Genomic DNA, 15,545 nt, shown 5'->3' on the forward strand with positions numbered 1-15,545 from the left:
CCGAAAAGCTGGGACCACTTCACTGAGCGATGACGAAATTCGCACGATATGGCAGCACAGCGATGCCGAGGACTATCCTTTTGGTCCCTTCCTCAAGCTGTTGACGATGACGGGGCAGCGACGGGCAGAAGTGTCTGACATGCGCTGGTCTGAACTCAATCTTGATGAAGGTATTTGGGAACTTCCGGCGAGCCGTGTGAAAAACGCTCGCTTGCACATCGTGCCTTTGCCCCCGCAGGCCGTGGACATACTGCGATCCCTGCCAAGGATGCCGAGTTCCTGGACAGCCGCAAGCTCTCCAATATGGACGTGGCCCGCACCTTCAGCGTGCCGCCGACTGTCGTCGGCATCACCGACAACGCCACCTATTCGAACGTGGATGGCGAAAGCCGTGCACTTGTGGTGCGCTGTCTTGCGCCCATGGCCCGCAGGGTTGAGCAAGCCATGAACGTGGCTCTCCTGACCGCCGAGGGGCGCAAACGCTACTTTGTGGAGCATGATCTGGCGGGGCTTATGCGCGGCGACATGAAGGCCCGATATGAGGCGTATCGTATCGGCCGCGAATGGGGCTGGCTCAGCCCGAACGACATTCGTGCATGGGAAAACCTCAAGGGCATCGAGGGCGGCGAGGAATACTTGTCACCGCTCAATATGGAAGAGCGCCAGATTGCCGACCTGTTGGGCCAGAAAACCCCGTCCATGGCGCGCCATTACTCGCGATCCGCCAACCTCGCAGATCGCAACCGGATCACCATGGAAACATTGGAGCTAGAGAACGAACGCCGATCGCAAGTTGTCAAACCCATCAGCAAAATCGTCAAACCGGGAGAGGCTTGAAGATGAAAGATCAGCAATATCAAGAGCTTAAATGGTGCCCGGGGGCGGAATCGAACCAAACTTAAAATTCCTTATTTATATGACGTAATTCTCTCGAATTGGACTGGACCTGTAGCAAAAAGTGTAGCAAATAGTGTTGCGCTTCAAGTCTGATCACTTCCTCCAATGCGGTGCGTGTGTATCCCCTAAAGCGCCCACAAAGAGAAGGGAGCTGACGATGGATGGACTGTTCCAAAGAGGCAAAAAAGGAAAGTACACCGCTCGCCTTCAGGTGCCGGTCCAGTTCCAGAAAACGGTCGGCAAAAAGGAGGTATGGCAGGCCACGGGCACGTCGAACTACGACGATGCAATAGAGTTTCGTGTCACGTGGAAGCGCGAGATGCATGCCCAGTGGAACGCTTTGCTGGCAGGTAAGCAGAATGTAAGTGCCAAGTCGCGGTATCAACTTTCCGCTGAATTGGCCGCATCGCGCGGAGAAATCTACCGCACTGCCGAAGAGATCGCCGACATGGGTGTCGAGGAGATTCTCGGCCGAATCGAGCGGTTGCAGGCCAATGCTGATCAGCCTGGAAGTGCCGCAGCACAAGCGATCTTGGGGGGCGTTGAACTACCTAAAATGACGCTCATGGAAGTTGCCGAGAGCATGCCGGAGCGGTATCCTGAGGACTGGAAGGACAAAACCGCTAAAGGAAGAAGAGTTTGGGAAAGTCGCTGGCTACGACCGGCAGATAAATTCATCAAACTCATCGGCCGAGATCCTGAATTTTCAAGCATTGATAGAAGGTCCGCCGTAGCGTTCCGCGATGCGCTGAAAGATCGCGTCATGGAGGAAGATTATAGAGCTGAGTCCGCCAAAAAAGAGCTTGAAAACCTGAACGGGCTTTGGAAGCGACATCATGAAGCCTTGGGCGTCGACCCGGAAGAAATCCCCCCGTCGCCCTGGAGGAATCTGTTCTCACCGCTTTCAAAGCTCGCTCAAGGAGATGGGCAGAAACTTGAAATTCCCTTGGAGAACCTTCAGCGCATAATCGCCCCACGTGCCCTTTCTCGGATGAACCAAGAAGCACGCGACATCTCCTATGTCCTAATTGAAACTGGGGCTCGTCAATCTGAAATCACCGATTTGCCACCGAATTCCATCCATCTGGACGCGGAGATACCGCATGTTGAGATCAAAAAGGAAAGCGGAAAATTTGCCCGCAACATCAAAAACAAGGCCGCGAAGCGCAAAATCCCTCTTGTAGGTATGGCATTGGAGGCGATGCGCAGACATCCCAATGGCTTTCCACGTTACAGAGGAAAAGGCACTTTTTCTGCGGCCGCTAACGCATTTTTACACGAGAACGGTCTTCTGCCCGAAGTGGTCACCATGGGTGGTAGCCGCCATTCTTTCGAGAAACGAATGCAAAATGCGGGCTTTAACAACGAGCAGCGCGGGGCGATGATGGGGCACTCGATTAAACGTATCCGCGGACGGGAGGTTTACGGCAACCCGCTATCCCTTGAGGAAAAACTGGCAATCGCGGATGCAATCAAGCTCACGCCAGTTTAGCTGAATTAGTCTCGATGTGATCGGACACCGCCCCCCATTATTCAAATTGGAATGGGGGCGGCGGTTCCTTTGAAGGGAGATGGTTGTCCGTTTTGATGGTGGTGACAATCAAACCATCCAAACGAGGAAGCCATAATGTGGAATTCTACCGACAAGATCATCAAACACAAATCCGACCTGCTGAACATAGCAGTAAAATTGGATTGATGATGCGCCCAGGAAGGCTGTGATCAAATCCACCACCGATTTCCCGGCCTATGGCCAGGCCAGCACCTCGAACAAGTTGCGCAAACAAGGTGTCTTTGTTTCGCTCTCCGGTGTCCACTCGATCTGGCCGTGGCACGATCTGGCCCACGTCAAAGCCCGGCTGAAGGCCTTAGAAGTTAGGGGCGGCAAGGCGGCTGCCATCCTAACCGAAGCGCAGGTGCAGGCATTGGAAAAGAAAATACTCGACTGAACGACTACCGGCTGGCGCCGGTAGGATCGGCGCTGTGATTTTCGAGGTACTGAAGTACGATGTCTTCGGTGATGGCACCGTTGGTGGTTGAGAAGTAGCCCCCGCCCCAGAACCTGCAGCCCCAGTAGCGCTTTCGGATGACCGGAAACTCCTGTTGCACCTTGTGAGACGAACGGCCCTTCATCTTGCGCACCAGGTCCGAGATGGCAATCTTCGGTGGCACCGATACGAACATGTGGACATGGTCACACGACAGCACCCCGCGCAAGATGTCGACCTCGTTCTCGCGGCAGTCCTGGCGGCAGATGTCGCGCACCCGCAGGCGGAGTGCTCCGGTCAGCACCTTGTAGCGGTACTTCGTCGACCAGACGATGTGATAGCGGTGATAAAACACGCAGTGTTGCCAGTGTCATATCGCATGATCTTACCCTCCCGAAAATGAGCCTCCGACCCGGCTGCGGCTCATTTTCGGGAGGGTAAGATCATAACACGATTCTTCGCGCTGAAGCGGGTCCGACTGGAAGACGGAGGGTTTGAACCAATGAGTGGATACTAAAAAGCCTGACGCAAAGTGCAAATAGCCAGACCTGACCCGGCGTTGCGGGATCACGTGATCTCGTATTACCCTGAGCGCTGTATACCGCCGGTCAGTTGATGTCGTCAGTCCTTTCCCAACGGGTCCTTTAAGGAGCAGGTCACGCTGCACGCGCTTCCTGTGCTATCCGGCGAGCCCGCTCAATTGTCGTCTCCCGTTCAGAAAGGGAATTGAGCGCACATTCCAGCTTTTCAAACAGGGGTAGATATACGTCACCGTTCTCGAAAACGATCATCTCTGCAATGTAGAGCAAAGCATTCTCCAAGCTTGCTCTTTCACTTTTTGGCGCAATGCTCGCAACCTTGTAGCCCATCGAATTCGCTTGACCTCTTGTTCATTGAGGTCAGGACATGGTTTCGAATAATTTAGACCGAAAAAGCCTGTGTTTAAGGTTCGATATCTATCAGATTCAGCATTGAAACCTCTGATGGGTGTTCAGTTACCAAAATGGGCTTGGGGCAACACTCTCACCAGTATCACTAAGGTTTCTGCCGAAATGGGCTCGGATAGATGCAGCATCACATCCGCCAGAAAACGCCCGATGTTCGAATTCGTGTCTATGAATCACAATGCCCGGGGTTCGAAGCAGTCCAAAGGGACATGGACCGGCTTCACTATCGTCCCAAACCGTACTCGAAGTAATCACGGGATAGCGGCAAACCGCGTTGTTCCGGAATGCGGACCTTACTTCCGGTCGCCGCAGGTGATCCCAATCGCCAAAGATGCAATCAGTTTCGATGATACCCGGGACGGGCACCCGAAGGGAGGGGCGCTAACAGGAATCCAAGTTCACTATGGTGCCGAGGTTGACACCCTCGGGACATATGGAGAACAAAATACATCTGGTAGTATTGAGCCGAATCAGTAGCGGCCATATATTGTGGTTGTTCGCGCGTATGATTGAAGGGAGGCAATCGAACGGGCACCACTTTGGAGGAGGCCTTACCGATGCCGCTTGATGACACCGCACCGCAACTCGACGCCCTCATGCTGGGGACAGTCCTCGAAATGGAACTGAGCGACCGAGACAACCAGGTCGCCTCCAAACGGTACAACCTGATCCCAGAGCATCTCCAACGGCCGAATAGTCCGATCCGCCGATATATGGAGACGGCGCTCGTCTATCCTCAGGGCTCCCGCTCCATTGGTGCCACCATCGTTCATGGTGCGGACGACGACAGGTTCGACCTGGACGCCATCCTCGAATTCCGCACCCCGGTCGGATGGACGCCGAGACAAGTGCTCAACGAGCTTCACACCGCCTTCGAGGGCTTTCCCGACGTGAAGAAAATCGAGCGCTGCACACGCTGCATCCAGCTACAGTTCGCCTTCATGCACTTGGACGTCACCCCGATGGACCCGGACCGAGTTCCTCGGCGCGAACGTGTCGGTGAGATCTATCACAGCCCCGACGAAGGACGTGATGAACGGTTCCGCGTGAATCCCTACGGCTTTGCGGAAGATTTCAGGGCACGCATCACGATGCCGAGCCAGAGCTTCCAGGATCATGTGCGCGATGTGCGATCGAATCTGCAGATGAATGATCGCTTGGTGGCCGGCACAACCATGGCCGATGCAGACATAGACGCGCTTCCCGAGCCCATTGATCCGGTTCGGGATGCACCGCAGGTCATCGCCCTCAAGCTCATGAAGCGATACCTCAACCTGCGCTATGCCAACCGGGACGAGAAGCGTCCGGTGTCAGTCTATCTGTCGAAGATCGCCGCCGAGGTCCCCCTATCCCCCTTCGGGATTTGCGCGCAGCTTGAGAGCTATGCCGCACAACTCGACAGGCGCATGGCAGTCGCGCTGGAAAGCGGTCGTCGTCCGGAAGAACGCAATCCCGCGCTCTGGGAAGAGAATTTCAATGACCGGTGGCCGAAACATACCCGTGAAATGAAGCTCTTCCGGATGGATCTGCGCCATCTTGTAGAGGAACTGGCTCGTGCCCGGTCTTCCAGTCTGTCAGATACGCGCAAGATCTTCGACAACCTGTTTGGCGAAAAGGTCAGCGAGAAGGCGGTTCGAGCCTATATTGATGGTCTTTCCTCGACGGCTGGCGTTGCTCATTACGAGCACAACAAGGGGTTCGTGGCCAATCCCGCCCTCATCGCGGCCGCTCCGAAAAAGGCAGCGCAGGTCTCGAAGGCCCCGGCCCACCACTTCCATCCCGGCTTCCGCGGTAAATGAAGACCAAGCCCCGGAAGCCGCGTTCTGCTCAGGTGCAGATCAACCGCATGGAGCACCGCTGGCCTGACCTTCAACCGCGTATAGTGAGCGAAGGTCGGTTTATCGCGTGGATCGGGCCTCTCAGGGGTTTCCAGATGAAATACAAGGTTGCAATCCTCTGGGCATGGCAGAATCCGAAAGCCGTACCCCTGGTCCATGTTCTGGACCCGCAGATAGAGCCCCGGCCGGGGACCGACTTCATCGATCTTCCGCACCTGAACTACGATCATCAAACTCCGGCAGACTCGGCGCTTTGCCTGTTTGACCCTGATGCTGGAGAATGGGACAGCACCATGCTCATCGCCGACCGGATTGTCCCATGGGCATCCGAGTGGCTTCATTTCTATGAAATCTGGCATCTCGACGGCGTCTGGCGCGGCTCGAACGCGCCGGGTCCGATCTCCGTGGGCGAGATCCTCAGGCAGAAACAGGAGGCTCCGGATGGCACGAGGGCGTAGTCCATCGCAAAAGACAAGAATTCTCGTCTGGGGCCGTGCTGCCGGGCGATGCCAGTATCACGGCTGTGGTAAGCGCCTCGACGGCGACCTTGTGACGGGTGACCTGGCGAAGAACCATGCCTACTTGGCTCATATCATAGCCTCTGACCCGGGCTTCGTACGTGGCCACCCGGTCCTTTCGCACCAGCTCGCGGACGATCCCGAGAACCTGATGCTGATGTGCGATCCGCATCACCGCGAGATCGACGATCCCGCCAAGATCGACCGCTACACCGTAGAGGTCTTGCGCGAGATGAAGCGTGCCAACGAGGAACGGATCGAGCGGCTGCTCGAAAACCCGAATGCAACGCCCGCCCATATCCTTCGGATTGCTGCTGCGATCGGCGACAACGAGACAGCCGTTCCGCTCTGCGACTGCATCGAGGCCCTGAGGCCAGGGTTTACCCCAGCAGATCGGCGTCCCATCGACATCAAAATCCGAGACATTGCGCAAAAGGATAGCGATCCAGACTACTACCCCGTCGTCATCGATGCACTTCGCAAAAAGATCCAGCGGGAGATCGACGGACGTTTCGCAGACGATGATCTGGAACATCTCGCGGTCTTCGGTTTTGCACCGATGCCCGTCCTCATAGAGCTCGGCCGACTGCTTTCGGACCTGTCAGCCGTATCGGTCTACGGGCGACACCGGGAACCGACGCCGGGCTGGGTCTGGCCGAACGATCGTGACCCTCTCGAATTCACCTGTATCCCTGGGACAACTGGCACCAAGAAAGTGGCGCTGAAAATTTCTGTAACCGCGGGCATAACAGACGACCGTGTCACCCAGGCGCTGCCTGATGATCGGGTTTCAATCTGGGAGATCCGGAGCAGTAGGCTGGGGGCTTCTGAGCTTCGCAACAAGGATGATCTCTCTCGCTTTCGGGAACTCGTCGGTAAGACATTCGACGCCATCAAAGATCAACACGGGATGGACGTAAGACTATCAGTGTTTCCGGCAGCCCCAGCTGCGTGTGCTGTCGAGTTCGGCCGGGCTTGGCAACACAAAGTCCATCCGCCTTTCTTGATTTACGACCAAGTTCCTGATCAGGGGTTCGTGGTCCGACACAAGATCCGAGCTTCGACGCAGGCTGTCGAATAGAAATTCTGCCTGTGTCATGCACCAAACGCATCAAAGAGATCATCGATTTCCTTGCTTGCCGCAGCAAGCGCTGCCTGCTTGGCGCGGTCCCCGGTGTATTTTTTGCGTGCTTGTTGCGATGTGTGATCATTCATTAGCATCCCAGCCAGCGTCGCGTCCTCACTGATGGCAAAAACCACGTCATACACGATGGATCGGCAGATATGGGCGCCGGTTTGGAACTCCGAGGACCAGACCTGCGACACGTAGTTTTCGGCAACGAGTGCACCGTCAGGATGGACGAATAGAGGCCATTCCTGCTCTTCGGCCTTCTCGCGCAGGACGTCGAGGTACTTCGCATCATCATCTTGGAGCAATCGCGCATCGACGAAATGCTGCACGCTCGGGTGAACGGAGCCAGGATATTCCTCGCGACCGATGAGATGCCGGGTTTTCCGCAGCTTGTAGTCACGGAGGCGATAGCGACCCTCGCTCCAGACAAGGTCGCGGCCGAACCGTAGATCATGCCACTCGCGGCGGAGAGGCGTGAGGGGAGGCACCGCGATCGCCAAGGCACGGTTGCGCTTGATGACCCGATTGGCAGGATTGGTTTGCTTCGCCACTTCTGCGAGGATGGCCTCCGCGCGGGGATGGATCGTTGTAATGTCAATCGCGGCGAGGGCTTCAAACTTCTGCGCTGTCTCAACGTCGGCACGATCCCGCAGTTTCTTGAGAAGCTTGTCGAGTTCCTTGATCAGGCGCTTCGGATAGACCTTGGAGAACCGCAGGAAATCCCTGAGGTCCCCAAATGTCGCAATGATTGTCGAGGTTCTCAGAGACGCACCCCGGTTAGATATCCGTGTTGTTTCAAAGGCGTAGAACGCCCTGAGCGAGGGTATATCAAAGGACAGCGGCATGTCGTTTTCCCGGAGATACCACCCGTACTGACAGAGCTTGCGCGTCATGCGGTCGTAGAGATCAGGTGCCAGTTTGATATCACTATCGTCCCTCCTGTCACGGATGTCTGCGAGGTGATTTTGCCAGCCCAATGGAAGGTCGTCGGGATAGAGTGAGATCTTGCGTTCGTAATCACGCCGTGGCTCGCGCGAGATACCGGCAAAGCGCGCACAGGCCGTCAGATTCTGTGCCGCCGCCCGAAGGGATGCAAGAGGCGGAGCCTCGGGGCCATCGGTCTTGATCATGGCCGCGATGACATGCTCGATCACAACTGCATCCTCATTGAGGCGCGCCCAGACATGGCAGTCGGATGGCGAAAGGTCTGTGCAGCCGTGTTCGGACATGAACTCGACGAGGCTGTCGAGGGACTGCAATTCGGCAAGAGGCATGCTGAGCAGGATGGGTGACGCCGCGTTGGGCTGCCAGTGCGGCTTTGCGAGAATCTGGTGACGGGTCATTTTCCGGCCAAAGCCTCCGCCAAAAGATCCTGCACCTCTTCGAGCTTTTGTTGCTTGTCGATCCATCCGTAATAGGTATCCAACACCCCGACCGAGCATCCGAGATATGCGGCGGCGCGCCCACGGTTACTCCAGGATCGCGCAAGCAACAGGGTGGCGAAACCGTGCCGGAAATTGTGCGGGTACATCGGCAGGCCTATTTCAGCACTGCTGCGAATCAACCAATTGTAAAGCATGCCCCCGGACAAAGGTCGGGCCGATTGCTCCGAAACAAACAGGTGCGTGGACTGAGCGCACTCCTTCTGTTTGCAGAATTCCGGATTGGCGAAATCGAAAAGTGGTCGTGCAGTCGATATGTACCAGTCGAGCACCTCGTAGCCGCAATATTTGTCATCCCGGACATGAATAGGTGGCATCTCAATATAACCGCCTTTCATGTCTTTCTGCGGGATCCTCAACTCAAAGATCTTCTTCTCCCCAGTTGTCTTCCGGAAGAGGTTCTGCCCAACGCCATCGCATTCGGCAGTCAAGGCACTGCCCTTGCGCAGGCCAGCACCGCGTATTTCCAGCGCCGAGAATGCCGCGCAAGTGGCATACCGCCGCACAATGCGCAGCTGCTCCTGGGTGAGAGGCTTGTCCGTCGCAAGGATGTCCTTTGCCCGATCTTGATAAAGCACGTGCTGCCTCAGGAAGGTCCGGACATCGGCGGGATTGTGAATGAGGGTCTCGCAGAAACTCCGGTTTTTTGGGGACATCTTCTCGCCTGCCGCGTGACCCTCCTGGAGGTGCTGATTCTTCTTCAGGTTCTTAAGCCATTTCTTTGTTTTAAGGCCATTGGCCTTGCCAATCTGCGCGACGATGCGGACGTAATCTGCCGCGGTTCTCAGGCCGAACCTTGCATCCGTTTCCGACAGGTCGATCCAGTGGCGGACGGTAGCGATGCGAACCCGGGTCTCGAACAGGGAGTCGAGACAATTCAGCGATCCCAGATCCACCACGCCGGTGTCCTGCGCAGCCCGGGCAAGTGCTACTAACGCAGCACAGTAGGTTCCTGCGGTCTTCTCATTGAAATTCTCAGCGCAACTCTCCGAAACATCGTCGTATGTGCTGTGGTCGTAGCGTGCCGTCTTGACCATCTCCGCGATCATCTCTCGGATAGACTCGGGAACGACGGTGCGGGCTGTAGGAATAAGAAAATCAGTGTCAAAGTCTTCCGGCAGAAATTCTGCAATCTGTGGGAAAATGCGGTGGCGCCCAAGCGCCCTGAGAGCTCTCGTGGATGCCTTGTTTTCGTGGACCGGCATTCCATCCAGGAACGCTGGCACGATGTCAGGCGTCAGATCCATCGGGTCGATGCCCGCCGCTCGTGCGCGATCAGAGAATGTTTGAACCGAGCCGACCGTCGCGGGGTGCACCGGACCGTGATCCTTTGAGAGCTCCTCCAGGAGCGCAAGGAATGGAGTCCAGCCGTCGATGCGCTCCCGCAGTGTTTTCTTCGCAGCGATCATGCCAAGGGTGGTCTTGATCCTGCGGCGGACGACTTCGCGCCATTTGGTGTAACTGCTTGTTGATTTCCAGAATTGGCGATCAGAGCCGGGCAACGGTCCCGCACCGATTTGTTTGAGGGGCTGGAAATGGTTGTCGAACCACATCAGCAGATCACCCCCATCGCCATCAAGGGTTGAAAGGGGCTTGGCGAAGAATTCGCCGACCCGGGCGATGCGATTGCGTTCAGTTGCGTCGTCAGCCTCATCGAACACCGTCTGCATGGTTTTTGGAGCTGGCACTGCGACAGCCGTAGCTGCCTGAGAGGCACTTGAGAACAAACCCATTCTGCTTTCCTTCTTGAGTTGATTGGACACGGCCGCCTTTTTGGTCGGCTGCGTGATTTCTGGGGTTAGTCGGACTTAGGAACGGAAGCGGCCTTGCGGAAAACTTGCACTGCGCGCCACTGCGGCTCACTGAAGAGATTGGCCGCTTAGAGTGCAGACGAAGCGAAAATGTGCAGTCGAGTCGAATTATCCGGGAACTAAGCGACTCCTTATGTTTCCGTCAGTTTCGCCTCGGGCGGCACCCCGTGCGGGCCATCGCCTCGGTGTGCATAAATGCCGGATCAAGTGCAGGTCCGCGGAGGTTGAGCCTCGCCAGTTGCACGTGCCGCGGTATCCGCAAACAGGCCACGATGCGCCCCGCTGGTAGAGGGCCGTACAACCTCAGTGGCAGCGCGACTTCCTTTGTCGTCGGCCGGGCTGTCAGCGGCGGTGCTGCCTTCATCCAAATGAGAGGTTTCCAGCTTGTGTGCGACGTCCGAGACGATGAATCGGACGTGCCCACGGCTGATAATGCGGGCCGGAAGATTGGCTTTTTCTATCAGGATTGCGTCGATTTTGGCTTGCGGCACCTTAAGATGCCGCGCCAAGCGCGATGCTGGCAGTGCATGTTCCGGGCGCAGGGGAAGGTCATAGAATTCATTTCTGGGGCTCGCCAACAACTGCTCGACCTGAGCCGCCAGAAAGAAATGCCTATTCGGGCCGAGCGCATAGAGGGGCGGGTATTTGTTGTTTTTTGAACGCAAAGCGTGCAACAAAACATCACTTGAAACGCCGAACCTCTCCGCGGCTTTCGCGACGCGAAGAAGACCAGTTCCAAGCATGTCAGCTTCAGCAGGATTTGATGCCGACAGGCCGAGCAGGTGCTCGTAAACTCTGAGCATTGGATATTTGCGACCGAGCGGCTGAATCCCAAATCGAGCCAAGACGGGGCCAACTTCGTTTCGCGACATCGTCGACCATTTATTCAAATCAAGAAGCGTCGCGGCGTGGAATTTTTCAAAGGGCAGCATAGAAATCTCCTGTTTCGCAGGAGATGGTTCCGGTTTTAACCGTACGGAAATGATTTATACCCTGGCCCCCAAGCGGCCCAATTATCGCCGAAAAGGAAGGCGCTCGGGTTCAGTTCGGTGCACCGCTTTCTTCTCCAGAAATACGTTTTTTCCAACAGGATGGGCGGATTCCAGCCTTTCGCTGCAAGTGCGTGGTGGGAGTGCGTCAACAGCGAGAGCTGACATTCACATTACCGAGGAACTCAGTTTCTTTCTGCACCTCCGCAAGGCGGCTTGGAGCCCAAACTACCCGTGACCATGCCGAAGCTTCGCTGCGGCTGCATTCGTCCGCTCAGCGTCACTACTTGCCCGCGCCGCTTGGCACGAAACGCCGACACTAAGGTGGGACTGCGGTTATCGGCTGCGTAACCATTGATACTGGGAGCGCGGGAAGTGGAGCGATTTTGGGATTGACCAAGCCGTCGTCAGAACCCATCCTTTGCGCTGCAATCGAGGGTCTTTATGCGCCTAATCGCCGTCATCTTCCTGACCAGCCTCATTTTGTTGGCTGCCCTGCCGCAAATGTCTGCGGCAGGGCCCGCGATGCATGACTGTGCGGCCTGTCCGGAAACGATGATCTCTGCTGATCAGCAGGCCCCGGCGAACCACCACCAAGCTGACGCGCCTTGCGCAGACATGGCGACTTGCGCATCCTATGCCCTTCTTGATACCAGTCAGCCGCTTCGGGACGATGATCTGCCACGCGTCCGTCATGCGTGGCCGGAGCCTCGAAATGGCATGACGATAAGTCTGTCTTTGGACCTCCCTCCTCCTCGCGCCTGAGCCAGCTCCGGTTGAATCTGGGTCGATTTTGGTCGACCCGTCATCAGAGCGCACGGCTGCCAAAGCCGTGCAGGACAGGATACTCCCATGAACAAATTCACCCTCGCCGGGGCCGCGGTTCTTGCCGTGGCGCTTGGTGCCTATGGTTTCACCCGCTTTACCCCTCAAACTGCCTCTGTAGAGGAAATCCCATCACCTGTGGAAGGCGCGCCCATGGTGTCCGTCATGCTGCCAAATACACTGTCGCCCGAGGCGACCATGGGCAAGCGGGCCTTCGATGTCGTCTGCGCCGATTGCCACGGCGAGAATGCCGCCGGGATAATGGGGTTTGCTCCGCCGCTGATCCACAAGATCTACGAGCCATCCCACCATGGCGACATGGCCCTCCAGATGGCGGTTGCGAATGGCGTGCGCGCGCATCATTGGAAATTCGGAGACATGCCGCCGCAGCCCGAGGTGACGCGTGCGGACGTGAGTTCGATCATCGCCTATATCCGCGAAGTACAGCGCGCCAATGGGATCAACTGACATGAAGATGACTCGACGGCTATTCTGCGCAGGTCTTGCTTCTGCTCCATTCGCACGACCTGCCTTCGCTCAGGACATGCCCCTCCTGACAGCCATGGACGCCACGGTCCAGCTTGCCCCTGTCAGCTATCCGGCCACGCCGGTCTGGAGCTATGATGGCACAATCCCCGGCCCCGTGATCCGCGCCGCGCAAGGCAGCCGGTTGGAACGGCGGCTGTTGAATGCGCTAAAGGTTCCGACCTCGGTCCATTGGCATGGCATCCGCATCGACAACGCCATGGATGGTGTCGCGGGGCTGACCCAGGATGCGGTGCCGCCCGGCAAGAGCTTCGATTATGCTCTCGATCTGCCCGATGCCGGAACCTATTGGTATCACGCGCACACCAATTCGATGGAACAGGTTGCGCGGGGGCTTTCCGGTGCCCTGATCATCGAAGAGGCGACACCGCCGGATGTGGATCGGGACGAGGTACTGATGATCGACGACTGGTTGCTGGACCCCGATACGGGCCTGTTCGTCGATGATTTCGCAGCGCCGATGACGCGCAGCCACGGCGGACAGATCGGCAACCTCGTGGGCGTGAACGGGCGCTACGACTACAGGCTGCCCGCCCGGCAGAACGAGCGGCTGCGGTTGCGGCTGATCAACTCGGCCAATGCCCAGATCTTCGGCCTGAAATTGGAGGGGCTTACCGGCTGGACCGTGGCTCTTGACGGAATGCCGCTTGCGGCACCAGAGCCGGTGACGGACACGCTTGTGCTCGCCCCTGCACAGCGCATGGATCTGATCGTCGATGTCACCGCCGAGGAAGGGGAAACCGCAGGGCTTCTCTTTGCCGCGGCAGATGATACCTGGCGCGTACTGGCTGAAGTCTCTGTCGAAGGACGTGCCGCGTCAGTGCCGCGCGGTGCGCCCCAGCCCCTGCCGCGCAATCCGCGGATGGAGGTTGTGGGCGTCGACGCCGCGCCTGTCCTCGACATGCCGTTGCAAGGCGGTGCGATGCGCGGCATGGAGGGTGCGACCTTCGACGGACAAAAGATGGGCTGGCAGGAGCTGGTCCAGAATGGCCAGTTCTGGGCCTTGGCCGGACAGGTCGGGATGGGAAAGACGCCCTTTGCCACCCTGTCGCGTGGGGAGACAGCCCGCATCCGCATGACCAATGACACGATCTTCCCGCACGCGATGCACCTTCACGGTATGCATTTCAGGGCGCGCAAGGAAGACGGAGCGCTTGGTCCGATGCGGGACACGGTGCTGGTAATGCCGAACGAGACGACGGAAATCGCCTTCGTCGCGGATAATCCAGGAAAGTGGCTGCTGCATTGTCACATGTTGGGTCACGCCGCTTCCGGCATGACGAACTGGATCATGGTCACATGAAGGACCTGATCGCACTTGCAGCAACTCTTGCAAGCTGCGCGCAGGCCATCGCAGCAGAGGAAGCCATGGATGGCGCAGCTCTGTATCAGCAGAACTGCGCATCCTGCCACGGGACGGAGCTTCAGGGGCAACCGAACTGGCGTAGCCCCGGTCCCGACGGCCGCCTGCCTGCGCCACCCCATGATGCAACGGGCCACACCTGGCATCATGGCGACGACATCCTGTTCCGCAACACGCGGGACGGAACTGCCGCCGTGGTCGGCGGGGGCTATGAAAGTAACATGCCCGGCTTTGGCGACAGCCTGAGGGATGCGGAAATTCGAGCGATCCTCGATTACATCAAATCCACCTGGCCCGAGCGCGAACGCGCCTATCAACGTGAAAGAACCCGGCAGGAATAGGCTGAAAAAAATCAACTGTTAGGGAACATCCACCCACTGGAAGGTTGTTATTCCCTTAAACGCACTCGGAGGTGACGATGGCCTATTCCCGCTTTTTCCTGATGATTGCCGTATCTACGATCCTGATGTTCGGGTTGATGTACCTGAACACGTATCTGGTCAGCCATATCTTCTGGTCGGAAACACGCGCCTATATGGCAATCGTCATGGGGGCGGTCATGGCCTTCGTCATGCTGGCCTTCATGCTTGGCATGTACAAGAACCGCACGCTCAACATCGCGATCTTTGTGGGCTCCATCATCGTTTTCGCAGGGGCGCTCTGGTTGGTGCGCAGTCAGGTGACGGTGCAGGACCGCGCCTACATGCGGGCGATGATCCCGCACCATTCAATCGCCATCATGACGTCGTCCCGTGCGGAAATCACCGATCCCAGGGTGCGCACCCTGGCGGATGACATCATCTACGCCCAAGACAAGGAAATCGCGGAGATGCGCTATCTGATCGCGGACATATCGGCGAATGGAGAAGCGACCCCCGCCGGGGATGAACAAGCAGCCGAGCTGAAATCTGCACAGGACGCCCTGATCAGCGAGGTCGTCTCCAAGGTCGACCCAGAGTTCCTGACACAGGCAGATATCGCCCAGGTCTTCCCGGACGGAGCCGCGTGCAGCTTCACCTATACTGAGGCAAGCCCGCCCGTGTTCGTGTCCGGCAACGACACTGCTCTGGTCAAGATCAGCGGTGATCTGGTCCGCCTCGACGCCGAGGGAGAAAGCTTCGCTGCTGATCCTATCACGGTCCAGGTGCGCGAAACGGAAGATGACAGCCTTCAGGATTTCGTTATCAGCGCGGGCCCTGACTACGAGGCCGGTTTCCGCGGCCAGCATAACTGCACGAATTGAGAGAGC

General features: G+C 57.4%; 15 protein-coding genes and 1 pseudogene. 11 read left to right on the forward strand and 5 right to left on the reverse strand.

The features are described from left to right. Positions 1-46: 46 nt before the first annotated feature. From FGE21_RS20365 to FGE21_RS20370, 4 genes and pseudogenes are all read left to right on the forward strand, one after another. Positions 47-199 (forward strand): annotated as a pseudogene (locus FGE21_RS20365) (integrase); the annotation flags it as partial. 104 nt (positions 200-303) lie between these two features. Continuing rightward, positions 304-837, forward strand: a complete 534-nt coding sequence (locus FGE21_RS09040; protein ID WP_255731464.1) for a phage portal protein — start codon at positions 304-306, stop codon at positions 835-837. Positions 838-1,054: 217 nt separating this feature from the next. After that, positions 1,055-2,389, forward strand: a complete 1,335-nt coding sequence (locus tag FGE21_RS09045; RefSeq protein WP_139662977.1) for a DUF6538 domain-containing protein — start codon at positions 1,055-1,057, stop codon at positions 2,387-2,389. Positions 2,390-2,615: 226 nt separating this feature from the next. Beyond that, positions 2,616-2,846, forward strand: coding sequence for a hypothetical protein (locus tag FGE21_RS20370; protein ID WP_370285596.1), 231 nt, complete (start codon positions 2,616-2,618; stop codon positions 2,844-2,846). 4 nt (positions 2,847-2,850) lie between these two features. Here FGE21_RS20370 and tnpA read toward each other — a convergent pair whose 3' ends face one another. Together tnpA and FGE21_RS09060 are read right to left on the reverse strand one after the other, a co-directional pair. Continuing rightward, on the reverse strand, positions 2,851-3,240 hold the full coding sequence (tnpA, locus tag FGE21_RS09055; RefSeq protein WP_139662978.1) for an IS200/IS605 family transposase: 390 nt from the start codon (positions 3,238-3,240) through the stop codon (positions 2,851-2,853). A 301-nt stretch (positions 3,241-3,541) separates the two neighbouring features. Next, the gene (locus FGE21_RS09060) at positions 3,542-3,754 is read right to left on the reverse strand and encodes a hypothetical protein (RefSeq protein WP_139662979.1); all 213 of its coding nucleotides are present in this window, start codon (positions 3,752-3,754) and stop codon (positions 3,542-3,544) included. A gap of 635 nt (positions 3,755-4,389) precedes the next feature. Here FGE21_RS09060 and FGE21_RS09065 point away from each other — a divergent pair. The 3 genes from FGE21_RS09065 to FGE21_RS09075 are packed head-to-tail and all read left to right on the forward strand — an operon-like array spanning position 4,390 to position 7,269. Beyond that, entirely contained in the window at positions 4,390-5,631 is a 1,242-nt protein-coding gene (locus tag FGE21_RS09065; protein ID WP_139662980.1) for a nucleotidyltransferase, read from the forward strand. After that, a complete protein-coding gene (locus FGE21_RS09070; protein ID WP_139662981.1) occupies positions 5,628-6,128 on the forward strand; it encodes a hypothetical protein in 501 nt (166 codons plus the stop codon). The genes FGE21_RS09065 and FGE21_RS09070 overlap by 4 nt, the downstream gene beginning before the upstream one ends. Next, positions 6,112-7,269, forward strand: coding sequence for an HNH endonuclease (locus FGE21_RS09075; protein ID WP_139662982.1), 1,158 nt, complete (start codon positions 6,112-6,114; stop codon positions 7,267-7,269). The genes FGE21_RS09070 and FGE21_RS09075 overlap by 17 nt, the downstream gene beginning before the upstream one ends. 14 nt (positions 7,270-7,283) lie before the next feature. Here the strand turns inward: FGE21_RS09075 and FGE21_RS09080 are convergent, their stop codons facing one another. The 3 genes from FGE21_RS09080 to FGE21_RS09090 all read right to left on the reverse strand — a co-directional run bounded on the left by FGE21_RS09080 (position 7,284) and on the right by FGE21_RS09090 (position 11,505). Then, positions 7,284-8,762, reverse strand: a complete 1,479-nt coding sequence (locus tag FGE21_RS09080; protein ID WP_139662983.1) for a hypothetical protein — start codon at positions 8,760-8,762, stop codon at positions 7,284-7,286. Next, complete coding sequence (locus tag FGE21_RS09085) at positions 8,660-10,495, reverse strand: hypothetical protein (protein WP_139662984.1); 1,836 nt, start codon at positions 10,493-10,495, stop codon at positions 8,660-8,662. The genes FGE21_RS09080 and FGE21_RS09085 overlap by 103 nt, the downstream gene beginning before the upstream one ends. A 281-nt stretch (positions 10,496-10,776) precedes the next feature. Continuing rightward, entirely contained in the window at positions 10,777-11,505 is a 729-nt protein-coding gene (locus FGE21_RS09090; RefSeq protein ID WP_139662985.1) for a hypothetical protein, read from the reverse strand. Between the two features lie 909 nt (positions 11,506-12,414). Here FGE21_RS09090 and FGE21_RS09095 point away from each other — a divergent pair. From FGE21_RS09095 to FGE21_RS09110, 4 genes are all read left to right on the forward strand, one after another. Further along, positions 12,415-12,855, forward strand: a complete 441-nt coding sequence (locus FGE21_RS09095) for a cytochrome c (RefSeq protein WP_139662986.1) — start codon at positions 12,415-12,417, stop codon at positions 12,853-12,855. A gap of 1 nt (position 12,856) precedes the next feature. Beyond that, the gene (locus FGE21_RS09100; RefSeq protein WP_139662987.1) at positions 12,857-14,236 is read left to right on the forward strand and encodes a multicopper oxidase family protein; all 1,380 of its coding nucleotides are present in this window, start codon (positions 12,857-12,859) and stop codon (positions 14,234-14,236) included. Then, a complete protein-coding gene (locus FGE21_RS09105; RefSeq protein ID WP_139662988.1) occupies positions 14,233-14,637 on the forward strand; it encodes a cytochrome c in 405 nt (134 codons plus the stop codon). The genes FGE21_RS09100 and FGE21_RS09105 overlap by 4 nt, the downstream gene beginning before the upstream one ends. Positions 14,638-14,714: 77 nt before the next feature. Further along, on the forward strand, positions 14,715-15,539 hold the full coding sequence (locus FGE21_RS09110; RefSeq protein WP_176695399.1) for a DUF6692 family protein: 825 nt from the start codon (positions 14,715-14,717) through the stop codon (positions 15,537-15,539). Positions 15,540-15,545: the final 6 nt, after the last annotated feature.

It is taken from the genome of Phaeobacter sp. B1627 (genome assembly GCF_006265095.1).
GTDB lineage: Bacteria > Pseudomonadota > Alphaproteobacteria > Rhodobacterales > Rhodobacteraceae > Epibacterium.